23 protein-coding genes and 1 pseudogene are annotated in these 24199 nt (G+C 43.7%); 13 read left to right on the top strand and 11 right to left on the bottom strand.

The genetic code is table 11. The features are described 5' to 3' along the window. Positions 1–34: 34 nt before the first annotated feature. Positions 35–1381, top strand: a complete 1347-nt coding sequence (locus Q4561_RS07015; RefSeq protein WP_303458640.1) for an AarF/ABC1/UbiB kinase family protein — start codon at positions 35–37, stop codon at positions 1379–1381. Positions 1382–1506: 125 nt separating this feature from the next. Here the strand turns inward: Q4561_RS07015 and Q4561_RS07010 are convergent, their stop codons facing one another. Next, positions 1507–1815: a DUF6482 family protein gene (locus Q4561_RS07010; protein ID WP_303458638.1), complete on the bottom strand. Its 309-nt coding sequence runs from the start codon at positions 1813–1815 to the stop codon at positions 1507–1509. An 88-nt stretch (positions 1816–1903) separates the two neighbouring features. Beyond that, positions 1904–3166 carry a sterol desaturase family protein gene (locus Q4561_RS07005; protein ID WP_303458637.1) on the bottom strand — a complete coding sequence of 421 codons (1263 nt, stop codon included), beginning with the start codon at positions 3164–3166 and terminating at the stop codon, positions 1904–1906. A gap of 337 nt (positions 3167–3503) precedes the next feature. On the opposite strand from Q4561_RS07005, the gene Q4561_RS07000 reads away from it, so the two are divergent. From Q4561_RS07000 to Q4561_RS06970, 7 genes are all read left to right on the top strand, one after another. Further along, positions 3504–4364, top strand: a complete 861-nt coding sequence (locus tag Q4561_RS07000) for a DUF3014 domain-containing protein (protein ID WP_303458636.1) — start codon at positions 3504–3506, stop codon at positions 4362–4364. After that, a complete protein-coding gene (locus tag Q4561_RS06995) occupies positions 4351–4920 on the top strand; it encodes a DUF1285 domain-containing protein (RefSeq protein WP_303458635.1) in 570 nt (189 codons plus the stop codon). Before Q4561_RS07000 ends, Q4561_RS06995 begins: the two co-directional genes overlap by 14 nt. A gap of 131 nt (positions 4921–5051) precedes the next feature. Then, the gene (locus Q4561_RS06990) at positions 5052–6365 is read left to right on the top strand and encodes an amidohydrolase family protein (protein WP_303458634.1); all 1314 of its coding nucleotides are present in this window, start codon (positions 5052–5054) and stop codon (positions 6363–6365) included. Positions 6366–6420: 55 nt separating this feature from the next. After that, positions 6421–7011, top strand: a complete 591-nt coding sequence (locus Q4561_RS06985; RefSeq protein ID WP_303458633.1) for a YqaA family protein — start codon at positions 6421–6423, stop codon at positions 7009–7011. Between the two features lie 122 nt (positions 7012–7133). Further along, positions 7134–7595, top strand: a complete 462-nt coding sequence (locus tag Q4561_RS06980; RefSeq protein ID WP_303458632.1) for a hypothetical protein — start codon at positions 7134–7136, stop codon at positions 7593–7595. A gap of 76 nt (positions 7596–7671) precedes the next feature. Then, entirely contained in the window at positions 7672–7854 is a 183-nt protein-coding gene (locus tag Q4561_RS06975; protein ID WP_303458631.1) for a hypothetical protein, read from the top strand. A gap of 82 nt (positions 7855–7936) precedes the next feature. Further along, positions 7937–8746, top strand: coding sequence for a DUF1206 domain-containing protein (locus Q4561_RS06970; protein ID WP_303458630.1), 810 nt, complete (start codon positions 7937–7939; stop codon positions 8744–8746). 16 nt (positions 8747–8762) lie between these two features. Here the strand turns inward: Q4561_RS06970 and tusA are convergent, their stop codons facing one another. The 3 genes from tusA to rph are packed head-to-tail and all read right to left on the bottom strand — an operon-like array spanning position 8763 to position 10387. Then, positions 8763–9020, bottom strand: coding sequence for a sulfurtransferase TusA (gene tusA / locus Q4561_RS06965; RefSeq protein ID WP_303458629.1), 258 nt, complete (start codon positions 9018–9020; stop codon positions 8763–8765). Between the two features lie 2 nt (positions 9021–9022). After that, a complete protein-coding gene (pyrE, locus tag Q4561_RS06960; protein ID WP_303458628.1) occupies positions 9023–9664 on the bottom strand; it encodes an orotate phosphoribosyltransferase in 642 nt (213 codons plus the stop codon). Between the two features lie 9 nt (positions 9665–9673). Then, entirely contained in the window at positions 9674–10387 is a 714-nt protein-coding gene (rph, locus tag Q4561_RS06955) for a ribonuclease PH (protein WP_303458627.1), read from the bottom strand. 286 nt (positions 10388–10673) lie between these two features. Between rph and Q4561_RS06950 the strand changes: the two genes are divergently transcribed. Further along, on the top strand, positions 10674–11537 hold the full coding sequence (locus tag Q4561_RS06950; RefSeq protein WP_303458626.1) for a YicC/YloC family endoribonuclease: 864 nt from the start codon (positions 10674–10676) through the stop codon (positions 11535–11537). A 150-nt stretch (positions 11538–11687) separates the two neighbouring features. On the opposite strand, the pseudogene Q4561_RS19815 reads toward Q4561_RS06950, so the two are convergent. The 3 genes and pseudogenes from Q4561_RS19815 to Q4561_RS06940 all read right to left on the bottom strand — a co-directional run. Then, positions 11688–11771 (bottom strand): annotated as a pseudogene (locus tag Q4561_RS19815) (SEC-C metal-binding domain-containing protein); the annotation flags it as partial. Between the two features lie 66 nt (positions 11772–11837). After that, positions 11838–13148: a type II toxin-antitoxin system HipA family toxin gene (locus Q4561_RS06945; protein WP_303458625.1), complete on the bottom strand. Its 1311-nt coding sequence runs from the start codon at positions 13146–13148 to the stop codon at positions 11838–11840. Next, the gene (locus Q4561_RS06940) at positions 13138–13428 is read right to left on the bottom strand and encodes a helix-turn-helix transcriptional regulator (protein ID WP_303458624.1); all 291 of its coding nucleotides are present in this window, start codon (positions 13426–13428) and stop codon (positions 13138–13140) included. Before Q4561_RS06940 ends, Q4561_RS06945 begins: the two co-directional genes overlap by 11 nt. A gap of 519 nt (positions 13429–13947) precedes the next feature. Between Q4561_RS06940 and Q4561_RS06935 the strand changes: the two genes are divergently transcribed. Continuing rightward, positions 13948–14391 (top strand): SRPBCC family protein, encoded by a 444-nt coding sequence (locus Q4561_RS06935; RefSeq protein WP_303458622.1) that lies wholly within the window; start codon positions 13948–13950, stop codon positions 14389–14391. A 91-nt stretch (positions 14392–14482) separates the two neighbouring features. On the opposite strand, the gene Q4561_RS06930 is transcribed toward Q4561_RS06935, so the two are convergent. The 3 genes from Q4561_RS06930 to Q4561_RS06920 form a co-directional block, all read right to left on the bottom strand. Continuing rightward, the gene (locus Q4561_RS06930; protein ID WP_303458620.1) at positions 14483–14776 is read right to left on the bottom strand and encodes a DUF1330 domain-containing protein; all 294 of its coding nucleotides are present in this window, start codon (positions 14774–14776) and stop codon (positions 14483–14485) included. A gap of 250 nt (positions 14777–15026) precedes the next feature. Continuing rightward, complete coding sequence (locus Q4561_RS06925) at positions 15027–16508, bottom strand: tryptophan halogenase family protein (protein WP_303459010.1); 1482 nt, start codon at positions 16506–16508, stop codon at positions 15027–15029. A 187-nt stretch (positions 16509–16695) separates the two neighbouring features. Next, entirely contained in the window at positions 16696–19632 is a 2937-nt protein-coding gene (locus Q4561_RS06920; protein WP_303458618.1) for a TonB-dependent receptor, read from the bottom strand. A 541-nt stretch (positions 19633–20173) separates the two neighbouring features. Between Q4561_RS06920 and Q4561_RS06915 the strand changes: the two genes are divergently transcribed. From Q4561_RS06915 to Q4561_RS06905, 3 genes are all read left to right on the top strand, one after another. After that, entirely contained in the window at positions 20174–21514 is a 1341-nt protein-coding gene (locus tag Q4561_RS06915) for a GH1 family beta-glucosidase (RefSeq protein ID WP_303459009.1), read from the top strand. A gap of 19 nt (positions 21515–21533) precedes the next feature. Continuing rightward, positions 21534–23066 (top strand): MFS transporter, encoded by a 1533-nt coding sequence (locus tag Q4561_RS06910; protein ID WP_303458616.1) that lies wholly within the window; start codon positions 21534–21536, stop codon positions 23064–23066. A gap of 104 nt (positions 23067–23170) precedes the next feature. After that, positions 23171–24172, top strand: coding sequence for a LacI family DNA-binding transcriptional regulator (locus tag Q4561_RS06905; protein ID WP_303458614.1), 1002 nt, complete (start codon positions 23171–23173; stop codon positions 24170–24172). The last annotated feature ends 27 nt before the right edge of the window (positions 24173–24199 follow it).

The following is a 24199-nucleotide window of genomic DNA, read 5'->3' as shown; positions in this document are numbered from 1 at the left end:
TTCATGAAAGATTAAAGGCTTCCAAGGTTACTTCATGGCAAAAAATATCGATGAACGAAAAGCGCGAGCAGTACCGTCTTCACGTATTGGGAGAGTAGGGCGCTTGGGTGCATTGGCAGGCAAAATTGCGGGTAATGTTGTTACCAATGGTGCCAGCCAATGGATAAAAGGCGAGCGCCCTGCGCTTAGCTCATTGTTACTGACGCCGAAAAACATTTCCAATATTGCCGATCAACTCGCCACCATGCGTGGTGCCGCCATGAAGCTAGGCCAGCTTATCTCTATGGACACTGGCGACTTTTTACCGCCAGAACTTGCTACTATATTAGCCAGGCTGAGAGAAGATGCCGACCCTATGCCAAAAGCCCAATTAGATGCCACACTAAACCACCAATGGGGCGAAAGTTGGCATGATGATTTACTGTATTTTTCTTATGCGCCCGTAGCCGCCGCCTCCATTGGTCAGGTACACAAAGTGATTACTATGGACGGGAAAATGCTGGCCGCAAAGGTACAATACCCTGGTGTACGTAAAAGTATCAGTAGCGATGTAGATAATGTAGCAACCCTCATCAAACTCACAGGTTTGGTGCCGCGTTCGTTAGATATTGGCCCGCTGTTAGAAGAAGCTAAAGTTCAACTTCACCAAGAGGCCGACTATCATCGGGAAGCCAGCATGCTAACGCGCTACAAAGACGCGGTAGCGCAGCATAATGATACTGAGTTCTCCCACCAATTTGTTATTCCCAGTGTTCATCCACAGTTAACTACCGATTCTGTGCTGACAATGGACTTCATCGAAGCTAGCCCCCTTGATGCGGCGATGAACGCTCCCCAAGAAACTCGCAACCGGTTAATGACGTCACTATTCCAATTATTTTTTAACGAGATATTTGGCTTCAGGCTGCTTCAAAGCGACCCGAACTTAGCCAACTATCGATATAAAGAAGATACTCAGCAATGGGTATTGCTGGATTTCGGGGCCACGCGAGAAGTACCCGATAACATTGCGATGGGCTACCAAGTACTGCTTCAAAGTGCGGCCAGCGGCAATAAACAAGACATGCAACACGCCGCCCTACAGATTGGCTTAATAAACCAAGAGCATAGTGATGCACAGCAAGACCTTGTTGTCGCATTAGGAATGGAAGCGTGTGAAGCTATTAGAGAAGACGGCCCCTATGATTTCGGCAATAGTGACCTGTTGCCAAGACTGCATGATAAAGGCGTAGCATTAACCATGCAGCATGATTTTTGGCACACACCGCCGGTTGATGCCTTGTTTATTCATCGCAAGTTAGGGGGGCTTTATATGTTGGCTAAACGATTAGACACACAAGTTAATATGCGCGCCGCAGCAGAGCCTTGGCTAAAGCCTTGATAAAACAGCCTTGAGATGAGGCCACTGAGACTAAGCTACTGAGACTAAGCTTCTGTGATTTAGGGCCTCGCCTTGGCAGCAGTCCACGTATCACGGGGCAGCGACAACGCTAGCAACATAAATAACTAATAAGGTAACTGCATACTAAATGGCAACGCCATTTGTTCTGCGCTTTTAGGTGGGTTGCCAATCATTTCGTCATAGGGGGAGTCGTGTTTCATAACGGCTTGCTGCACGTTGCAGTGAGAAAACACTTCTCGTATTTGGCCGGTACTGAAAAAACGCATAGGTCGGTCTTGTTTGTCATACACCATGCCGCTTTTGTCTCCCACGGTTAGGTAGACCAAATAAACGTTCATTTCATACGACTGAACTTCAAGATAATCGATGTTTAAAGGCTTACCTTCAACCTGGGTAAATAGAAACTTGTGCATAACCGCCCCTCAGCGCACGTAAATCAACCAATGAGTATTTTGATAATTTTTATGCCGCTTTTTACGTTGCTGGGGATAAACAGGTTCATTACGATGATATTGATACTTGAGTATTGGTATCCTCTGAAGACATGCTTTCGGCCATATTGCTGAGTGTCACACTAGAGCGCACTGCTCTAACGAGCATGATCATACTGACTAAGCACGCGCCGCCAAATAGCATTGCGGGGATAACAAGGCCAGTACCTAGCCACAGTAGCGGTAATATTAATAATCTTGGCCCATCTAATGCCAGCGCCAGTTTTGACCCTGCTAAGATAAACCCATTTTGAATACTCATCACCACTATTGTTGCTACCAGCACAAGCTGGTGTATACCACTCATGTCATTCATAGTAAGTAGTAAAAACACGGTAATACACAGCAATATAACGTGTTGCACTACACTATAATAAGTAACCGGGGTAGCCAATTTTGGATGGAATTTTTTAAACGAGGACAGCGGCGCTTTTTCAAGAGGAAAACGTTCGGCCACGTCTTTGGGCCGCCAGCCGGTGCGCCCAAACCATACCCGAAATTTATCCCGCCACCGCGAAGTGTAAAAGCTGTCTTTTGCCAATTGGCTGTAAAGCTGCGCGTTCGCCCATAATGGGTTAAAGCTTTTTAAAGCCCCACGAATACCAAAAACTGGCTTATCGCTTTCAAGCTCCGGAATAAAAGTATTAAACAACCTGTCCCAGATAATAAAAACGCCACCATAGTTTTTGTCGATATAAACCCTATTTTGCGCATGATGCACTCTATGGTTTGAAGGCGTTACAAACCATTTTTCCATCCAACCAAGCTTATCGATGTGCTGGGTATGAACCCAAAATTGATAAACTAAGTTAAGCGCCCCAACGGTAATTATCATTTCGGGTGCAAACCCCACCAGCGCCAGAGGTAAATAGAACACCCAACTAAAAACAGCACCGCTTGTTTGTCGTAGTGCAGTGGTGAGGTTGTAGTCTTCACTAGAGTGATGCACCACATGGGCAGCCCATAAAATACTCATTTCATGACCCATGCGATGATTCCAATAATAAAAGAAATCATATAATACAAATGCAGCAATCCATACCCATGGCGAATACCCTAGCTCGGTAAATGCAAACGTATCAAACACTAATATATAAAAGGTTAGGGGGATGAGTTGATGGCCAATCGCCATTATTCGCGACAATACGCCCATGCTTAAACTGGTAATCGCATCGTTCGCACGATAGTGCCCCGTTTGTTTGTACTTATCGATGTATATCTCTATCGCGATAAGCAACACAAACAAAGGAATAGCAAAAAGGATGACAGTCATAATAATTACAAAATTGAAACCTGCTCAAAGTGTTAATAAAATGTAGTAAACATGCAAGTTATTTTACAACTAAGCTTAACTGAACCTCATCATAGAAGAATAGAAGAAATATTCGGTGATGTTTCGCGCCTTCAATTAACTAAGTAGGCTAGAGTGGAAGGCGAACCGAGAGTAAATTAAGCTGAATTGCGATCGAATTGCGAACCAATTACGTTAAAAAGTGTTCTAAATAAGGAAATTACCTGCATCAGAGAACAATTCTCTTGCGTGATATTCAAATATTGGGTGTTATCTCTGATAGTATTATTATTAGATCAGTTTTTGCAGCGGAGATATTATGAGCGAGTCGTCAGAAAAGCGTACGTTAGGCCCCCATTTTCTTATTATCGGGGTAATAATTGTCATCATTTTGGCTATCGTGTTCTGGCCTTCTAAAGAAGAAGCCCCTGTAGAGCCCGAGCCTGAGGTTGTTCAACCAGAAATTGAGCCTCCTGTTGAAGAAGCGCCAGACGTTTTTGAAACAAAACCTGCACCACCGCCGCTAGAGCTTGAAGAAACTGACGAAGTAGCGCCTATGCCGGAGCCAGTTGAACCCGATCCTGAGCCTTTAGATGTTAGCGACCCTGCGATTAAAACATCGCTATTAGATATATCCAATGCTACTGACGACAGTGTTAACCGTATGCTAGTTAACGAAGGCTTATTGCAGCGCTTTGTAGTATCGGTAACCAACTTAGCTAATGATGAAATGGCACCTAATCATCAGTTACTAACGCCGCCAGAACAAACCTTTCGCGTTTATTCACAGGCTGATAAGCAATGGATAGATGCCGCCAGCTATAAGCGTTACACACCTTACGTAAACATGCTTGAATCATTTGATAGCCAAGCGCTATTGGGTATGTACGATATTTATAAAGGTGACATTCAAGATAAATATGCAGAAATTGGCGATTCGGACAAGAACTTCAATGAAGTGGTGCTTGAAGCTATTGATCAATTATTAGATACGCCTGAAGTACCTGTGCCGGTAGAAGTGTATACCGACTCTGTTACCTATAAGTACACCGACCCTCGCTTAGAAAACCTAAACGAGCCACAAAAACAATTGCTTCGTACTGGCCCAGATAACATGCGCCGTATTAAAGCGAAGTTGCGTGAAATTAAAGTGTTGCTTGAAGAAAATGGATCTAACTAGGTTCCAACAACAGTTAAAGGGCACGTCTGACAAGACGCGCCCACTCCCGCCTGTCGAAAAGTGGGATCCACCATTTTGCGGTGATATTAATTTAACTATCGCATTAGATGGCCGCTGGTTTTATGAAGGTAGCCCGATTGGCCGTGCAAGCTTAGTTAAGTTGTTCGCCTCTGTACTTAAAAAAGAAGACGATAGTTATTTTTTGGTGACCCCTGTTGAAAAAGTGGGGATTACCGTAGAAGACGTACCTTTTTTAATTACCGAGTGGCGTTTCGATAACGAATGTTTAGCACTCATTACGCAAACTGGCGATGTAATATCGCTGACCTCACCACAGCAATTGACGTTACGTAAGCCACCTGCAGACTTACAAGACACCGATGCTACCCCAATCCCTTATGTGCTCGTTAGGCGCAACTTGTGGGCCCGTTTACATCAAAATGTGTACTATCAACTATTAGAACAGGCGAAAGAGCAGCAAACCGGCGATGAAACCCAATTTGTGGTGATGTCGAATGCTACCCCTTTTGTTATCGGTTCCGTGCTGGGAAAATGATCTGGTACACAAAATAAACGAGCAAAGAAAAGTTGAAAGGTAAGACTGGGTAAATAACGCAAATTTTTGCGTTGGCTTTGCTGGTGATCTACATTGGTTCTTCGTCTATTCACAGCATAAGAAGAACCAACATGAAAAAGACACTGACTTCATTCGCTATTTCCCTTGGTGTAGCATCATTGAGCACATTTTCAATAGCATTATCAGCTCCCGCACTTTCAGCCACAATAGTACATGCAGGAAAAGCTTTCACGGGTACGTCCGACAAACTTCAAAGCGAAGTGACCATTGTTATTGACGGCAATAAAATTACGTCTATAGAGCCTGGCTATAGCACGCCCTCGGCATCAGACACGGTTATCGATTTAAAGCACGCGACGGTAATGCCAGGCTTGATGGACATGCACGTACATCTATCTTCCCAACATGGTGGCCCGCAAACCTATTTAGAGCGCTTTTCCTTAAACGAAGCTGATTACGCACTTAAGGCCGCTTATTATGCAAAAATTACGCTGGACGCCGGATTTACCACGGTACGCAATTTAGGTGACGGCTATCACGAAACCGTAGCCCTTCGAAACGCAATCAATAAAGGCTATGCCATTGGCCCTCGCATTTTTACGGTAGGTAAATCAATTGCGACTACTGGTGGACATGCCGACCCTAGTAATGGCTTTGCACACTTACTTCGCCCCGACGTTGGACCCAAACAAGGTGTTGTTAACGGTGAAGTGGAAGCCCGTGAAGCAGTGCGTTCACGTTATCAAGACGGTGCAGATTTAATCAAAATCACCGCCACTGGGGGGGTGCTTAGTGTCGCAAAAAGTGGGCAAAACCCACAATTTATGACCGATGAGCTAGACGCAATTGTTGAGACCGCGAAAGATTACAGTATGACAGTCGCGGTCCATGCTCACGGAAAAGAAGGGATGAAACGCGCCATAGTAGCGGGCGTAGATTCTATTGAACACGGCACCTATATGGATGATGAAATCCGTGACTTAATGAAACAAAAAGGCACTTACTATGTGCCTACCATTCTGGCGGGTAAATTTGTTGCCGACAAAGCCAAGATAGACGGATACTTTCCTGATTTGGTACGCCCTAAAGCGGCGGCAATTGGCCCCCTTATTCAAAATACTTTTGGGAAAGCTCACAAAGCAGGCGTGAAAGTTGCTTTTGGAACAGACAGCGGGGTTTCAGCGCATGGCGATAATGCGCAAGAGTTTTCCTTAATGGTAGAAGCCGGTATGTCAGAAGCAGATGCGCTATTGAGCGCCACCGCGAATAGTGCGGAATTGCTAGGTGTTAGCGATACTTTAGGTACGCTTGAAGCCGGTAAACTGGCCGATTTAGTAGCCGTGGTAGGCGATCCGCTAGAAGACATCTCGCTAATGGAAAGTGTGTCTTTTGTGATGAAAGGCGGAAAAGTTTACAAACAATAATGGTAAGGCCTTGACGTCCAAGGCCGCATCAATCTTAAGGTAGTACAAATAAAAGATGGCACTAGGTAAAAGCTTAAAGAAAAAGACTAAGCAACTTGTAGACTCCAAGCACATGCTTACCGGTATTACATTGGCATCTTTTTTAGAGTCAACTATTGTGCCCATCCCCCTAGAGGCCGTTATGGTGCCACTAATGCAGGCCCGCCGAGATAAACTATGGCTAATAGCCTTAATGGCAACCTTAGGCTGTGTGGTCGGCGCTCTATTTGGTTACGCGATGGGGTACTACTTATTTGATTTACTCGGCCAATGGGTAGTAGATACCTTTTTCAGCCAACAACAATTCGACAATGTTAAACAACAAATGCAAAACCAAGGGTTTTGGTTTGTGATGACATTAGGCATTGCTCCCATTCCTTTCCAAGTAGCCATGCTAGCCGCGGGCGCTACTAAGTTTTCACTAGCACTGTTTTTATTAGCCACCGTGATTGCACGCGCATTACGCTATTTTGGATTGGCGGCTGTAGTGTACTTTGCCGGCAACAAAGCAGAACAACTGATAAAAAAATATAAATATGCGGCCATCGCAATACTTACTATTTTAGTTGTTGGTACCTGGTATGCGGTTAATATACTGAAAGGCTGAGTATTTTTTAACGTTGAGCGAAAAACGTAATCTGCTTTGTAAATTACAACGATAAAAATTTTCAATTTTACATTTGATAATAATTCTCATTTGCACTAATGTGGTTTTAGGAGGTGCAAATTATGAATTTACAGCGATTATGTCCAGTCTATAAGAAGTGGTTACAGCTCAACCCTTCTCATGCCCGTGAGCACAGAACTGCGATGCAAGTACAAACGCAGCAGGCTCATCAAGCAGGTAAGTTAAACGAGGCGAGAACACTCGGTTATCAAACCTTCGAAGCCGCTAAAGTGGTGCTCACCGCCTTGCAACCGGTTAACGATATCGTTGAAAAGTCCATTCATGAAGACATTCTAGCTTTCGGGACCATGGCCATGTACTTAGCCTCTTTGCTGCACAAAGAAGAAAAGAAACATGAAGCTCACCAAATTTTACAAGAGTGTCACCAGCAACTCATTGCCATACTTCCTTTACACGCCAGTAAGCCTTCTGTGTGTAAGCTTATTTGCGCTATTCAGCTGGCCCTTGAGAAAGGAAGTGGTGCTATGCCCCACGAGCACCAACAAGCGCTTACGCTGCATTAGTGGGATAACCTATTACCGGCAAAACATATTGCACTCAATACGACACTACTAAACTTTTAAGGCGAGGGAAATTAGCATGAAAGTAGACACTATTCAGGATAATAACGACTTCATATCGGTAAACGTTAAGGCGTCCGTGCTTCGAAAAATGTTGAGTGGCCAGAATTTGCATGTTTCTGATATTCATTGCAACTGCTCACGAAGCAAACAGCAATTACAGTTGCTTCTGTTGCAAGCAGTAAGCGGCAACCAAGAGTAGTTAATATTACCTGCTTACCGCGTTGGTTCAATTCTTGATACTTTAAAAACAAGTTTCAATTATTCTGAACGAGGAACGCGCCGTGCGCGACACATCAAACTGGCTCTCAGCCATTGCCAGCGTTGGTTACAGCGCAAAAACCATCATGTATTCCATGCTTGGGGTTTTCATTCTATCCTCGGTAATAACTGCCGTAGGCCGTGAAAAAGCGACACAAGAACAAGTCTTTGTGACAGTGAAATCACAGCCTTTCGGGCAAGTACTTTTGAGTATTTTAGTGGCTGGTTTAGTTAGCTATGCACTATGGCGCTGGCTTCAAAGTATTCTAAATACTGAATCGCTAGATATGACAAAAGCCAAAGACATCATCATGCGAGTATTTTTGTTTGTATCAGGTATATTTTATTTTGGTGCTGCGTTTTTAGGTGCAAAAGTACTAATAGGTAGTAACACAGGTGGCAGTTCTAGTGGTAGCGGTTCAAAAGGGGAACAGGTAAGCCATCAACTTTTGCAATATCAATGGGGAACCTATTTAGTTGCTGCCATTGGTGTCGGAGTTCTTGTATTCGCGTTTATGCAGTTTAAGCACGCTTACAAAGCCGATTTTCTCAAAAAATTTGAGCAAGCAAAGCTAACGGGCCACAAGCGAAAAGCTACCACAGTGGTTGGTAGAATAGGCTATTTTGCCAGAGGTGTGGTGTATTTACTGGTAGGCAGTTTCTTTGTGATATCAGCGGTAAAGAACGATCCGTCTGAAGCTGGTGGATTACAGCTAGCGTTACAAACCCTCACTCAACAAACATTCGGACTATACATGCTTGCCGCTGTAGGGATTGGATTTATTATGTTTGGTATTTATTGCGGGTTTGAAGCTAAATATCGTCGAACCTAGGCCCAGAGCTGTTGCCCTACAGACCTTTTTTGATAACGTACTGATACGGCATAACATCGGTTTGTGATGCCACCAAGGTATGTTCCATAAATCGACAAAAACTGGGCACATCACGAGCCGTTGAAGGGTCATCTGCCGTTACCGACAAGGTTTGCCCTTCTTCCAGCTTACGAATTTGCAAACGCACCATCATCACGGGTTCAGGGCAACGAAGCCCCAACGCATCTAAATGCGTTGTGGCTTTATCAAAAGCTTGTTGAAACTCAGACGTCATACTTATATACCGTAGGTTTCACGGTAAGTGTTTATCGCATTAATTTCATCAGCTTTGTTATCTTGCTCTGTCAAGAAAGTCACTACATCAGCTAACGTTACAATGGCGATAACCGTGGTATCAAAATCACGCTCTACTTCTTGAATAGCAGATAATTTACCCTTACCGCGCTCTTGTCTATCAAGGGCAATTAGCACGCCTGACAAGCTAGCATTGTGCTGCTGTATCAAGGTCATAGATTCACGAATAGCCGTACCTGCGGTAATCACATCATCAACTAACATAATGCGACCTTCCAACGGGCTACCTACTAAGTTGCCACCTTCACCGTGAGTTTTTGCTTCTTTGCGGTTAAAGCAATAAGGCACGTCACGATGATGGCTATCGGCTAAGGCTACTGCTGTAGTCGTCGCGATAGGAATACCTTTGTAAGCAGGGCCGAACAGTACGTCGAACTCAACCCCAGCATCCACTAATGCATCGGCATAAAAGCGCCCCAACTTGGCTAAGTCACCACCAGAATTAAATAACCCTGCGTTAAAAAAGTACGGGCTCACACGGCCAGACTTTAAAGTGAACTCACCAAATTTAAGTACACCACGTTCAATGGCAAATTCAATAAAACTGCGCTGAAACGCTTTCATGGTAACTCCTTACGCCAGTGCTGCTTTTTGAATCTCGAACAATTCACGTAAGCCATGCTTAGCAATAGTTAGCATTTCATCAAGCTCTTCAAACGCAAACGGTTCGCCTTCTGCAGTACCTTGTACTTCAATAAGCTTGCCCGTTTCTGTCATGACGATGTTCATGTCGGTTTCAGCTACTGAGTCTTCTGTGTATTCAAGGTCGGCAATAGGCGTGCCTTTATAAATACCTACTGACAATGCCGCAATCATGTGCTTCAGTGGATTAGCTTTCAAAATACCTTTGCTGCGCATATACGTTAACGCATCAACCAAAGCCACACATGCACCAGTAATAGACGCAGTACGCGTGCCACCGTCGGCTTGAATAACATCACAATCAAGCGTAATAGTGTTTTCACCCAGTAGTTTCAAATCTACTGCAGCGCGAAGCGAGCGGGCAATAAGGCGTTGAATTTCTAGCGTACGGCCACCTTGCTTACCACGAGCCGCTTCACGACCACTACGGGTATGAGTAGCACGAGGAAGCATGCTGTATTCCGCCGTGATCCAGCCTTTACCTTGGCCCTTCATGAAACGAGGCACACCTTCTTCAACCGTGGCGTTACACAACACTTTAGTGTTGCCGAACTCCACCAGCACTGAGCCTTCGGCGTGACAGGTGTACTGACGAGTAATAGTAACTGGGCGAATTTGATTGGCGGTTCTGCCGCTTGGACGCATAGAGTTCTCCACGAGATGAATGCTTATAAAAGAAATAATTCTAGCAAGTAACCCGCTTACTATTAGGTAAGTGTGTAAACAAGCCTGAGTTTGGGCGGTAAGTATAACGCACTAATACCAGCTGTTAAAAACGAACTTTCGCCCTTTTAACATATCGAACCTTTATCAATGTAGGCTACTATAGTGAATACAAGAAAACCTGCCTTAGGATATAGATGACACAATGCGCGACAGCGGGTTGTTTTTGCAGGCTTTCATTTGCAAAAGTGCAATAAAAGGACCATTTATGATTTACAGCATGACCGCGTTTGCGCGGGTAGAAACTAAAAAAGACTGGGGATCGGCCGTATGGGAAATACGCTCAGTTAACCAACGTTTCCTAGAAACCTACTTCCGCTTACCCGAGCAATTCCGCTCTTTAGAGCCGGTGCTTCGTGAACGTTTCAGAAAGAAACTAGCGCGCGGTAAAGTAGAGTGCGCTTTACGTTTCACCGCCAACGATGCTGCTGTAACCAAACTTAGCCTTAACGAAGCACTAGCTAAACAAGTGCTTCACGCCGCCGACTGGGTACAGGCTCATGGCCAATCTACCGGTGTTAACCCGTTAGACGTACTGCGCTGGCCAGGTGTGATTGCGGCCGAAGAAGCCGACATGGACACCATTCATGGCGATGTTATGGCTGCGTTCGACCAAGCACTTACCGACTTTATAAGCGCCCGCGCCACCGAAGGCGAAGCGTTAAAAGGTATGATTACTCAGCGCTTAGACGCCATTGAAGTAGAAGCCAAGAAAGTGACCGCCCGTATGCCTGAAATTATGGTGTGGCAGCGAGAAAAAGTACAAGCACGCTTCGAAGAAGCCAAAATTGAGCTTGATGCAGGCCGCTTCGAACAAGAAATGATTATGCTAGCGCAAAAAGTCGATGTAGCTGAAGAGCTAGACCGCTTAAATGCCCACGTAATAGAAACCCGAAATATTCTTAAAAAGGGCGGGGCAGTAGGCCGTCGTTTAGATTTTATGATGCAGGAATTTAACCGAGAGTCGAACACGCTAGGGTCAAAATCAATTAACACCGACATTACCCAATCAGCCGTTGAACTTAAGGTATTGATTGAGCAAATGCGCGAGCAGATTCAAAATATCGAATAAACTCCTCACTGGAACCAAACTTCCCCGTAAAGCCCTGTATATCAGGGCTTTATTTATTTTTCCAACTCCCGGCCAGAACCATAAATGCCTCGCATTACCCACTTATGTAGACTCAATATTTATATGAGGGGTTGTAACTCATACTTAGAGTCAGTAGCAAGCCATACTGGGTACTACGGTATACATTGCTTCAGAAATGCAGCAACGTTTGTACTTTTTACCGCTACCACAAGGTCAAGGTTCATTTCGACCTGATTTCATGTTTTATCTTAATGCTACGCCAACTTAAGAAACGCCATCTCAAACCAGCAATGCCGCATTTTCTTGCTTACGCTCTGCAAGTGTTTTTTCTATCGCTGACACAGTGATCTTACTCACACCGTGTTGCTCAGCAAGCGGCCTAAACTGACTAATGATATCAACGACCTCTTGAATGCACTGTTGTGCCTCCTTCCAATTAGCAAAACCTGCACTAGCAGCGAGCTTTTGCATCACTTTGAGTGGTGGCACTTTTCCGTACCCTGCAAAGGCGGTGGCATGTTCATTAAAAGGGTGAGGGCTAAAGGTTACATCGTAAAATGGGGCGAGTTGCCAATTGCCATCATCGGCTTGTAAAAAGCCCCAGTTTTTACTGTGATCGTCTTGGTTAGCTGCAAACAAGTTAAACATTGCGCGACGAAATTGAAGTTGCCCAGCAGCAGGTGATTTACAAAGTTGACGGCTAGCCTTAATCAGATCGCTGTAATCTAAGCTAGGGCTTCGAAAATCAGCATCCAATAGGCCGCAAGCACTGTGCATATGTAAGCGTCCAGCCTTCTCCTGCTCGGGTAAGTAATCGAAGCGCTTTAACGCAAGCCATGCTTTAGCGCCGCTACTCGCAGGTGCTTCAATTAGCTGCCACATCGGTGGCTGACATTTTGCCTGCTCAGCCATTTGTAAATAGACCGCTTCACACAAACCTTCTTCATGGCCCAAGGCTAAGTTCTTTGAAGTAAACTTAATTAACCATGCTTCATCGTCAGGCTGCGCATAGGTGCGGCATTGTGTCGCATCGCCAGCGGGCATATAAATTTGCGCTTTAGGGCGAGCACCACCGGAGCTGCCGACGGCTACCAAGGTTGCTAATACTTGTTGAGTGCTACCGTCTAACTCATCAGAGAGGGACTGATCGAATAAGGTTTGGGCTTCAAGCCCAAGTGTTCCCAAGTCAATATCAGAAGGCTGATCGAATGAGAACTCAGATACAGGGGTAAAAGACAATGCCCCCATTCCTTGCTGGCCAACAAAAGCCAGTCTATCCATGGCTGTTACTTGTGCAGGTAAAATACCTTGTTGGCGGAACACTCGATCTTGCAACAACAAACCCCAACCATCGGGAAGACTATCGCCAAAAACGCCGTGAATGCCTTGGTGTGGCGCTTTCGGTGCTTGCTGTAATCGTACATCTCCTTGAAGCGTAAAAGGGGATAAATTGCCAAACCTGCTTATATAAATTTCATCGTACTGAAAGAAAACACCCTGACGGTTTTGCGCTAATATACCTACCGATACCGTTTCGCCCGTTGTGAGAGTGCGTTCCACATTCAGCTTTTGAATGGATTTAAAGCTCATCTTTAAGCACCTCTTCTATACTAGTCGGTAAAGCACTGCGGTCAGCCGTTGTTTGTGTCAGTTGATAAAGTCTGTCTAATGAATCCAGCGACTGCCACAAAAGCAGCAGCTGACGAAATGATATTTGTCCGGTGAGTTCAAACTTTTTTATGGTAGAAGCAGGTACACAACTACGCTGGGCTAGTGCCTCTCGCGATAGCTTCGCTTGTTTACGCAAGCCCCGCATATGAGTAGCAAAAGCTTGGCTTACATCGGTATCATCTAAAAGTGGAAAGTTCATACGCAGCCATAATGGATACAATAATATCTATTATAGCGTTATTTTGTAATTTATGGACACTATAATATCCATAAAGACATGAACAACTATCACATAACTGAAGAGGGATACTCAAAGCTGATACTTTGCGTCAGGCGTGGAGTTGAATTAACGTAATGCATAGCCTAATAGGCTCGTATCTAGAAAGTGAAACACTGGTGGTTAAATTGGTGGTTAATAGTTAGCAATGAAGACACCGACAACCATATTTATTTGATTTTTGATGAATTTAATATTTGAATCTACATTCAGATTCAGAATATAGAGTAGAGCTCACTAGCGCTTAGTGAGTCGAATAATGAATGTAGAAGCCTCGCTAAATCGCGAGGTTTTTTATGCTTTAACCAGCAGTGCTTAGTTAGTGCCTTACTCACCTATAGTTACAAATTAAAAGTGGTTATTTGAGCTATATACTCATTGCTCTATATTTGAAAAGATAATTCAATCACGCACAACCGCGATGAAATAAAAGGGCAGTGGATGTTTTCAATCAGTGTAGAGCGCATTATCGACAAACCGATAGATTTTGTTTTTGCCAAGCTAAGTGACCATGTGAACTATTCGCAATTTAAAGGTGTGGATGAATCAAACCTAATTGTAGAAGGTAAGCTGGAAAAGAATGGTCTGGGTGCAGTGCGAGAGATTATTGCGGGTGGAGCCAACTTGCATGAAGAAATAGTTGCTTACGATCCTCCCTATAAGCTCGGTTATAAAGTGGTGAAATCGAAGCCACTTCCATACGACCACCAGCTCGGTGAAATTACTTTAAAAGAAGTTGATGGAAAAACCCATGCAACATGGCGCTCGGTAGGCCACATCACCGTTTTTATATTGGGTAGTTTATATTTTGATAAACAAATTCAAAAGAATGGCGGAAAAGCTTTCGGCAGTATTTTAAAGCAGATTGGGAATATGCCTAGCTAATTGATAACGAAGGTATGTGCACTAGGGCGAACTTAAGTAGAAAATCCATTACACACTTCGCCCACAATGTTTATGCAGCACTAATTCAATATCAGGCTTTGCCTTCTATCAAAAAGTGATTACTGATAGTACCTGCTTGACGCCCTTTTAAGTGGGGAAGGTAATCAGGATCTGACATGAAGGCTTTACCTGCATCTACAGATGGCCACTCAATAATAACTCGCGCTGCTTCCTGACTGCCGCTACCTTCAACAAATTCGTAGTTGGTGCCATTGGCTAAATATACCCCGCCGTGTTTCGACACTATGTCACCCACGCTTTCCATATACGCAGGAACCCAAGTTTCATCTTTAACGGTTACATCCAATACTGAGTAAGCTTTCATTTGTCTATTTTCCTATTCAAAGATAATTCTGCACCACGCTAGGGTGCAAATCATGCAAGCACTGGTGGTCAGTGTCACTACCAACCCCTATCAGTTATTTAAGGCCTATTAGCGCCTAGTTAATGATTAATTAGTGCTTAATGTCGAGTATAGAATAACAACTCACGATAAATTGATAATTGGTCTTATCGTTGAATGAGTTTATCGTGAAACGAAATAATCAAACGTCGATTTATGATGAAAGGTGGTTTTATGATTTCAGATACTTCTCAAGAAAGTCTTGATGTGAAGGTAGCGCCGATACTTGATTATCTACCTGCTGCTTTAAACCCGCTAAGAAGCGTTCAAGTTCGGTAGCAGACATTTCATCGGCTACTTTGTGATATTGCTGTGGCACTAAGCCTTGCCCCATCATTACTTGTGTCCATGAATCGACACGGAAAATGTCACCGTCATCTAAGAACACTCTTCCGGTTTGTTTAAATAAATTTATTTTGTGGGTGAGAGAGGGTGGAATGTCCATGCTATTGCAGTGTTCCCAAAAAGGGCTGTCTTCACGATTGGTCACTTTATAATGCATAACAATGAAATCGAGAATGGCCGCCATTTCGCTGTTGTATTTATTGTTGTATTCATCCACCGCCGACTGCGTTATCCCCTCAAAAGGAAACAGGCGCATTAGCCTTATAATACCCGTCATGATCAAGTGAATGCTGGTGGACTCCAACGGCTCGATAAAACCACTGGCTAGGCCTAGTGCTACACAATTTTTATTCCACCCCAATCGACGTTTACCAGGCGTGAATCGAATAGTCCTTGGTTCGGTAAGTTTTTCGCCTTCAATGGCGTTTAATAGTGTTTCTTTGGCTTCGCTATCGCTCATATAATTGCTGCAATATACTAAGCCATTCCCCACACGATTTTGCAGGGGAATTTTCCATCGCCAGCCCGCAGAATGTGCCACACTTTTAGTATAAGGTATGGGCGCACCTATTGATTCAGTTTGGACTGCTAATGCACTATCGCAGGGTAGCCAATGGCTCCAGTTTTCATAGCCAGTATGAAGCGACTTTTCTATCAATACCCCTTTAAAACCCGTGCAATCAATAAATAAATCGCCATCTATAGCTGTGCCATCTGAAAGCTCTATATTTTTTATATTGGAAGTATGTGAGCATTTACTTACTTTTTGAATGTCACCTTCAATGTGATTGACTCCAGCTTTCACGGCTAATTCTTTTAAAAAGCGACCGTAAGCCACTGCATCGAAGTGGTAAGCGAAGTTCATTGGCATACGTTCGCTGTAGGCAAACTTACACTCTTTCGCGGCTTTTAATTCAGTACAGTAATCACCGAAATCACCACCGAAACCGAAGTCTTTTGCCCGCAGCCAAAAGTGATGAAACTCACCCGCCCAGCACTCTCTACCCGTTACACCAAACGAGTGTATGTAGCTGTGATCCTGCTCACGCCAATTTTCAAATTCAATGCCTAATTTGAAGGTCGCTTTTGTCGCCCGCATAAAGGTTTTTTCATCAATGCCGAGCAGTTTATGAAAAGTACGAATAGGGGGGATTGTCGCCTCGCCTACACCCACTATACCAATATCTTTAGACTCAACTAAGGTAATGGATAGCGACTTTCCCAGTAATTTAGATAACGCGGCCGCGGCCATCCAGCCAGCAGTTCCTCCACCGGCAATCACTACATGTTTTACTGGGCTACTTTTCATCGTTAGATCAGACACGCTTTTTCCAATTCCTAGATTTTAGTTTCCATAAGTTTAATGCTTGTTGGGAGTTAAACGCTTTTTGCCACCGTTAGCCTTTTGCCGCCGTTAACTATGCACTGTATACAAAAAAGCCCATTAAGGTGTAACGCATTACACCTTAACAGGCAAAGCACTAACGGGAAAAAAGTTAAAATGTGTAGCGGGCACCTAGTGCATAGCGTGCGCCTAATTCATCGAGTTTCCACAGCATTGCGCTAGTTCTGCCGTGTCGACGAATATTTTCATCAGTAATATTAATACCTTCAAAAGATACGGTTAACGCCTCTGTCACTTCATACGACATACTAAAATCGATTTGTGAGTATGCTTCGGTGTAACCAGGTTCATTCACATATTGAGACGTGGTGTCTAAGAACTTATCGCGCCAGTTATAAGCAATACGAGCCTGAAGGGCATCCATCTCATACATAAATATAAGGTTGGCAGTATCACTTAAGCCTACAAGGGCAAACTGAGTGATGCTTGGGCTAGCATTGTTATCAAAACCGATATCACCGGTTACTGTTGTATAGTTGGCTTGAATACCAAAACCGGTATCGCCGAAGAAGTGCTGTGCAGCAAGCTCAAAGCCATAAATATTGGCGTTTTTATTATTCACAGGCTTCGAGTTGATGAAGGTCATCAAAGGATCGTCGCTATTAGGAATAATGTCGTAAGCCGCTTCAAACTGCTCATCGGTCATAGAATCATAATCGACGCCATTCTCCATTGCCGCCACCATGTTAAATAGCGAGGTATCGCTGATAGGAATACCGCGCGCTTCAAGTTCGTCCATCGCCGCTTGGGCACGTGGGCCTGCCGTAACATCAGTCAGTCCAAATACGTTCTCTTCAACCTGTTCGTTACCAATAAAGTTTTTAACTCGTTTGTCGTAAAAACCCACCGATACATAACTGGTTTCGTCAAAGTAGTACTCAAGAGAAACGTCTACGTTATCCGATTCAAGAGGGATAAGAGCAGGATTCCCTGAACTTGCTGTTGCGGTTGTGCTGTCACTTAGCAGTGTGGGGCTACTTGGCGTTGATACGGTAGAAGCTGCACTTAAGTTATTATAAGTAGGTCTAGCAATGGTTTTGCTATACGAGAAACGTGCAATTACGTTCTCCATCACTTCAATGTCGAAATCTAATGCGGGAAGGAAGTGATCGTAACTTGAATCCACTTCTACATCTTCCATATCACTACCGAATCGAACGTTAAAGTCGTTATTACCTTCCCATGCAATCCCACTTGGCAAACTGATGTTAGCAATAGAGGTCACATCGGTATTTTCGTATCGAATACCGGTTAATAAGTTGTATTCCATTCCATTGAGTTCGCCAGATAAATCAAACTCGAAATAAACTGAAATGATATCTTCTTCAATGGTACGGTTGGTGGCATAAGGGTTATTTGCCAGTAAATCGAAGCCATAGGTTTCAGCGGCGAAAGCACCTATTTCAGCAACACTTCCTGTGTAGCCCTGAGAGAACATACCCGTGGTATCAAAATCACTGAACTCACTGGCTAAATCAAGCGGTGTTAGCGAGCCTGCGGGTAACTCACCTGGGTTTTCAATACCCCAGTTCCCCATGGTATGGCGCGTTAATGATTGTAGTGAAGTGCTTTCCATCGCCCGTGATTCAATACCGAAATTAATGCTTCCGGTATCCATCGCATAGCTACCATCTATACGAGCTTGAGTAATCTCGGTTTCTTGCGATGCAAAGTTCATATCAAGAATCGAGGTGCCTACATCATCTTGATCAAGTACGCCATTACCGTTCAAATTAGTCCGTGATTCGTCATCAAAATCTAAAAACATGATTGGGAAGTCACCGGTAAAATCAACGCCTTGGCCTCGAGCTACATTCGCCCCAAGCCCAAGGTTTGTCCATGTTCCGTAAGGCGAGTCTGGTCTACCTTCTGCAGTAGAGTTATGTAAATCAAAATGTAGCGTTAAATCATCAGTGGCGAAGTACTTAATATTAAAACCAAGTGACTTATTTTCATTTACCTGATTAAGCTCTTGCAGCGCTAAACCTAAATCTCGAGGTAACAAATCTCTGCGTTCTTGCGTAATAAGAACCGGTGTTTTTACCGTATTGTCATCGAAGGTTAATTCGGTGAAGTAACGATCGTCCATCCAAATAGACTGTTCAGCCCGTGCTTCGTATAAGTCTTGCTTTGAATAGGTGTAATCGAGTGTTGCGACTAGATTATCGCTAGGCGCATATTGAAACGTAAGTTGAGCATTGGTGCGCTCACGTTCTCTATCAGCCATGTAGTAGCGTAAATCTGAAGGAATACCGAATAATTGTCCCATGGCAGGTGCATTATTTAATACAACAGGATCACCACTGTCTGGATTTGCTGGATCGGGAGATTGGGGAACGGTACCGTCGAAAGGGTTTACTCGCCATTGATTGACAAATGCCCCTTGCGCCGCACTGTCTCGTTGTTGATAAGAACCCGTAAAGGTTACGCCAAATTTTCTATCATCATCTAGATAGTTAATAAAGCCAGATAGTTCAGGGGTAACGTCATCACCCACACGATTTGTGGTGTCGTGTAATGCTTTTGCACCGATACTTGCCATGATGCCAGTTTCTGACGCATCGAAAGGTCTCGCGGTGCGTATATTTACCGACGCACCAATACCACCAGTGGCAATACTTGCACGGCCTGTTTTATAAACTTCAACAGCGCGCACGCTCTCTGAAGCCAAATCTGAAAAATTAAACGCACGTGAATTGGCCACACTTCCCGCATCTGGCAATGCAGCACCCGGCATGGTTCTACCGTTTAGTGTGACCATATTGAAATCGGGGCCAAAACCACGCGCCGTAATTTGACTACCTTCACCGTTGTTTCGGCTTATTGAAATACCGGTAATACGTTGAAGAGATTCTGCCAAGTTTGTATCAGGAAATTTACCAATATCTTCAGCGGAAATAGCATCAACAACACCCGCTGAATCTCGTTTAATGCCCATTGATTCCTGAACACTACTTCGAATTCCTGATACTTGAATGACTTCAATATTGTCATTTTCACTCGCTTCCTGTGCTTGTACTGAGAACATTAGGCTTGTTCCCAATACCAAAGACAGACTAGTAGCGATTTTAGATTTGCTAAGGTTTTTATGTGTCACTGTCTTTCTCTCTTATGTTGTGCTGATTGATGAGCGCTCCCCAAGAAAGGGCTTTCTCAGGTATTCGAACAAAACACCCACAGGAGAAAGCGCTTTCTCAAAACTAAGTGATATCAAACTAAAGATCAACATTTTTTTCACATCAACTTCACACCACTCAAATGCAAGCAAAGCGAAAACTTTACAAATTTAATATTAAACCTTTTAAAAACAGCATATTAAATAAAATAACGATAAATTAAGGAAAAACAAATAACTCTATAATGTTAATTGAAAATTTATTACGTAAAGAGAAAAGATAACAAATTTACAAAGAAAGCGCTTTCTCAATTTGTGAAAGTCATGTTATAAACAAAACGGTGAAGCTTTCCAGCGCGTTTATCAGTTACGCATTCACCACACTAGATTATCTAGAATTGAAATAGGCCAAAATTTGCAAAAGGCCAGAGTTTAAATAGGATTTTATGAAATGATGAAAGACATCAAGCTACCCGATAACAGCCCAATGCTGGATAAAAAATTTACATTTGGAACAGCCACGTCATCTTTTCAAATTGAAGGTGATGCTGAAAATCGTCTGGAAAGTATCTGGGATGTTTTTTGTCGCACACCAGGGGCTGTCGCGGATAATTCTGATGGGGCAGTGGCTTGCGAACATATTCTTAGGTGGCGAGAAGATGTTGAATTACTCAAAAAGCTTGGCATAGATGCGTACCGTTTTTCGATTTCTTGGCCACGGGTTATGAATGAAGATGGCAAGTTAAATGAAAAAGGCCTTTCATTTTATATCCAATTACTTGATGTGCTTAATGAAGCCAATATCAAACCTTTTGTTACTCTTTATCATTGGGATTTACCACAATATTTAGAGGCAAAGGGAGGCTGGCTTTATCGACAAACCGCATATGATTTTGCCAACTATGCAAATAAAGTTACTGCGGCCCTTGGCGAAAGAGTTTTTTCTTACGCCACTTTTAATGAACCATTTTGCTCTGCTTACTTAGGTTACGAAATTGGCGTACATGCGCCTGGCCGAAATGGAAGAAAATCTGGCCGAGCCGCAGCCCATCATATTTTGCTTGCCCATGGATTAGGTATGCAGGTATTACGTAAAAATGCGCCTCATGCATTAAGCGGTATCGTACTTAATTTTACGCCATGCTACAGCGCATCAGATTCAGAAGCCGATTTACTTGCTACTGAAATGGCCGATCAATACATTAATCAGTGGTACATGCAGCCCGTGATGGAAGGCAGTTATCCATACGTTATTGACGCATTACCAGATAATGACAAGCCCCCGATTGAATCAGGTGATATGGAAATTATCTGCCAGCCTTTAGATTTTCTGGGCATTAATTTCTATACTCGTCTTCATTACTCAGCCCCGCGCAATGCTGATGATTTATTTTACGAGCATGCTCATCAAGCACCACTGACAGACATCGGCTGGGAAATTTACCCTGAAGCTTTGCATGAACTACTGGTGTCTTTGCATGAACGTTATAAGCTTCCTCCGGTTTATATAACTGAAAACGGCGCCGCCATGGCAGATGTACTTGAAGATGGTATCGTAGATGATGAGGACAGAATAGACTACTACACAGGCCACCTTAACGCTGTTCACCAGGCGATGAAAGAAGGCGTAGAAGTGAGTGGTTACTTCGCATGGAGCCTAATGGATAACTTCGAATGGGCGGAAGGTTACGAAAAACGATTCGGCCTTGTTTATGTCGATTTTGATACCCAGGAACGCACACTGAAAAATAGCGCAAAGGCTTATCAACGTTTGTTAGCTAGTCGCGAACAATAACTAGAAAAGGGAATTTGTTGTGGATCATTCGTTAAGTGTAAGGGAAAAAATAGGATACGGACTAGGCGATGCGGCGGCTAATCTTGTGTGGCGTGGTGCCCTTGCATATCTGGCGGTGTTCTACACAGATACCTTTGGTTTAACAGCTGCTGCAGCCGCAATCCTTTTTTTGGTCGTACGTCTAAGCGATGGTGTCACTGACATCATAATGGGCATGATTGCAGATAGAACCCAGACTAAATTGGGGAAGTTTAGACCTTGGATTTTAGGCTCTACACCCTTTCTTGGCTTATTTATGGTGCTGTGTTTCACCACCCCTGATTTTTCTTATACATATAAACTTATCTATGCCTACCTTACTTATTTAGGCCTTACATTAGCTTACACTGTTAATAACGTACCTTACTCAGCATTAATGGGTGTGATGACTAGCGATGATAGGGAACGAACCAGTTTATCAGGCTTTCGTTTCGCTGGCGCCTTCATGGGCGGCTTATTAGTTATGGGTTGCTTGCCCATGTTGGTAGCATTTTTTGGTGGAGGCGATACCGCAAAAGGCTATCAATATGCCATGTACCTTTTTGCTACCCTCTTAATGGCATTGATGTTCATTACAGTAGCCACAACTAAAGAAAGGGTTCCGGTAGTGCAAAACGATGGCGCATGTTTACGACAAGAGCTTAAAGATCTGTCTTTTCAGTTGCCGTTAATTCTTTTCCCACTGTCGGCCATTACAGCCTTTTTCTATTACCGAAATTGGCTAAGCGGCATCATATTTATTGTTATTATTGCCGTTACATCAATTTTTATAAAACGCTTAGTAAACAGACCAGAATCTCAAAATAGCCGCTCCCAACAAGACATTATCGATTTACTGACCAACAAACCTTGGGTAATTTTGCTTGGAATGGGTTTTCTTACGATGATGTTTAACGGTATCAAATATGGCGTTATTGCTTACTATTTTAAATACTATATTGGCGATGAACTACTCACAGGTTATTACTTTATTGCTCTATTGGTGGTGTCTATATTAGGCGCTCTATCTACTTCATCCTTATCGCGACTTTTAGGCAGAAAAATGCTGTTTATCACTTCGCTATTAGCAAGCAGTGCGCTCACTTGTGCTATTTATTTTGTGCCCCAAGGCTCTGTGACTGGCATATTCGTACTCGGTTGTGGTGCTGAATTCTTCGCCGCTATTATGCCAACGCTGTTCTTTTCCATGTTGGGAGATTCTGCAGACTACAATGAATGGCGTACAGGAAGAAGGGCAACAGGGCTTGTGTATTCAGCTGGTTCTTTTGTACAGAAAACCGGAGGCGGTTTTGCAGGTGCTTTGGTGTTATTGGTGTTAGGAAGTTACGGTTATGACGGCATGCAGGTTGAAACCATCTCGCAAACCTTACCTGGCATGCAAGCATTGATGAGCTGGATACCCGCATGTTTCGGTGTGGCGGGAGCGCTACTTATTGCTTTTTACCCGCTTACTGATGCTCGCCAACAAGAGGTTACCGAGACTTTACTTAAGCGACGTAGCGCATCGGTGTGAATAACGGCATAATGCACTTTGCTATGGCGTACGTATTGGATATAAAGAACCTTGTGTAGCACTGTAGTATTTAGCATTAGTTTTGAGGTGAGAGGAAGTGATACGTGGCAACAATCTATGAAGTAGCTGATAAGGCAGGTGTATCGCTTTCGACGGTATCTAGGGTATTAAACGGTAAAACTACTGTAAACCCAACCTTAAAAGCCAAGGTTGAAGAAGCCATGTTAGCCCTTAATTATCGCCCAAATCCCGTTGCGCGCTCCTTAGCATCCAGTCGCTCAGACAGTGTCGGTATTCTGGTGTCAGAATTAAACACCCCCTTCTTTGGCGACTTGATGCAAGCGGTAGAGTCCACCCTTAGAGCGGCTGATAAGCACGTTATCATCACGGTCGGTCATAATAACCTTGAAACAGAACAAGACGCAGTTGAATTTTTAATTAGCCGCAATTGTGATGCTCTTATCATGCACGCTGAAGCAATGAGTGATGATTACCTTCAGAACCTCAATTCCTCTCGCCTGCCTATTTCTTTAGTGAATCGCCAAGTCGATGGCGTGGGAGAAGGGTGTATTGTGTTAGATAACGAGAAAGGTGGCTATCTCGCTACACATCATCTAATCAGTCTTGGCCATAAGAACATCGCCTACATCTCTGGTCCTTCTGACAAATGCGATGCAAACCAACGTTTAGCCGGTCATAAACGGGCCCTTAAAGAAGCTGGGCTTCCATTCGCGCAGTCACTCGTGTTCGAAGGTCAATATACTGAGGAAGATGGTAAAGCCGGTTTATTAGAGTTACTTTCTGGGGATACCGCTTTTTCTGCACTGGTTTGCGCTAATGACTGGATGGCCTCGGGTGCAATGAGTTGTGCCAGAGACTTGGGAATGAACCTTCCTCAAGATTTGTCTATTGTCGGTTTTGATGACGCGGTCTTTGCTCATCATGTTTTCCCAAGACTTACAACGGTAAGCAACCCTATAGCAGACATGGCCACTATGTCAGCGAGACATATACTCAACGTCGTTTATGGCTATAAAGATGACGTCCAAACCATGTTTCAACCTTCGTTAATTTTGCGAGATTCTACCATGGCGTTTGTGGCGTAGGATTAAACCACCGATTTAACGCCCTAA

It is taken from the genome of Alteromonas sp. 1_MG-2023 (assembly GCF_030547075.1).
Classification (GTDB): Bacteria; Pseudomonadota; Gammaproteobacteria; order Enterobacterales; family Alteromonadaceae; genus Alteromonas.
Note: the sequence above shows the minus strand (reverse complement) of the source record. Positions and strands in the feature narration are given on the sequence as shown.

What these genes read in the sequence shown, in the direction of transcription:
- Q4561_RS06975 (WP_303458631.1), top strand. Translation starts at nt 7,672, where the DNA reads ATGAAAGTAGACACTATTCAGGATAATAACGACTTCATATCGGTAAAC.
- tusA (WP_303458629.1), bottom strand. Translation starts at nt 9,020, where the DNA reads ATGACGTCTGAGTTTCAACAAGCTTTTGATAAAGCCACAACGCATTTA.
- Q4561_RS06920 (WP_303458618.1), bottom strand. Translation starts at nt 19,632, where the DNA reads ATGTTCTCAGTACAAGCACAGGAAGCGAGTGAAAATGACAATATTGAA.
- Q4561_RS06945 (WP_303458625.1), bottom strand. Translation starts at nt 13,148, where the DNA reads ATGAGCTTTAAATCCATTCAAAAGCTGAATGTGGAACGCACTCTCACA.
- Q4561_RS06995 (WP_303458635.1), top strand. Translation starts at nt 4,351, where the DNA reads ATGGATCTAACTAGGTTCCAACAACAGTTAAAGGGCACGTCTGACAAG.
- Q4561_RS06940 (WP_303458624.1), bottom strand. Translation starts at nt 13,428, where the DNA reads ATGAACTTTCCACTTTTAGATGATACCGATGTAAGCCAAGCTTTTGCT.
- Q4561_RS06915 (WP_303459009.1), top strand. Translation starts at nt 20,174, where the DNA reads ATGAAAGACATCAAGCTACCCGATAACAGCCCAATGCTGGATAAAAAA.
- Q4561_RS06980 (WP_303458632.1), top strand. Translation starts at nt 7,134, where the DNA reads ATGAATTTACAGCGATTATGTCCAGTCTATAAGAAGTGGTTACAGCTC.
- Q4561_RS06925 (WP_303459010.1), bottom strand. Translation starts at nt 16,508, where the DNA reads ATGAAAAGTAGCCCAGTAAAACATGTAGTGATTGCCGGTGGAGGAACT.
- Q4561_RS06950 (WP_303458626.1), top strand. Translation starts at nt 10,674, where the DNA reads ATGATTTACAGCATGACCGCGTTTGCGCGGGTAGAAACTAAAAAAGAC.
- rph (WP_303458627.1), bottom strand. Translation starts at nt 10,387, where the DNA reads ATGCGTCCAAGCGGCAGAACCGCCAATCAAATTCGCCCAGTTACTATT.
- Q4561_RS06930 (WP_303458620.1), bottom strand. Translation starts at nt 14,776, where the DNA reads ATGAAAGCTTACTCAGTATTGGATGTAACCGTTAAAGATGAAACTTGG.
- Q4561_RS07005 (WP_303458637.1), bottom strand. Translation starts at nt 3,166, where the DNA reads ATGACTGTCATCCTTTTTGCTATTCCTTTGTTTGTGTTGCTTATCGCG.
- pyrE (WP_303458628.1), bottom strand. Translation starts at nt 9,664, where the DNA reads ATGAAAGCGTTTCAGCGCAGTTTTATTGAATTTGCCATTGAACGTGGT.
- Q4561_RS07000 (WP_303458636.1), top strand. Translation starts at nt 3,504, where the DNA reads ATGAGCGAGTCGTCAGAAAAGCGTACGTTAGGCCCCCATTTTCTTATT.
- Q4561_RS06935 (WP_303458622.1), top strand. Translation starts at nt 13,948, where the DNA reads ATGTTTTCAATCAGTGTAGAGCGCATTATCGACAAACCGATAGATTTT.
- Q4561_RS07015 (WP_303458640.1), top strand. Translation starts at nt 35, where the DNA reads ATGGCAAAAAATATCGATGAACGAAAAGCGCGAGCAGTACCGTCTTCA.
- Q4561_RS06990 (WP_303458634.1), top strand. Translation starts at nt 5,052, where the DNA reads ATGAAAAAGACACTGACTTCATTCGCTATTTCCCTTGGTGTAGCATCA.
- Q4561_RS06985 (WP_303458633.1), top strand. Translation starts at nt 6,421, where the DNA reads ATGGCACTAGGTAAAAGCTTAAAGAAAAAGACTAAGCAACTTGTAGAC.
- Q4561_RS07010 (WP_303458638.1), bottom strand. Translation starts at nt 1,815, where the DNA reads ATGCACAAGTTTCTATTTACCCAGGTTGAAGGTAAGCCTTTAAACATC.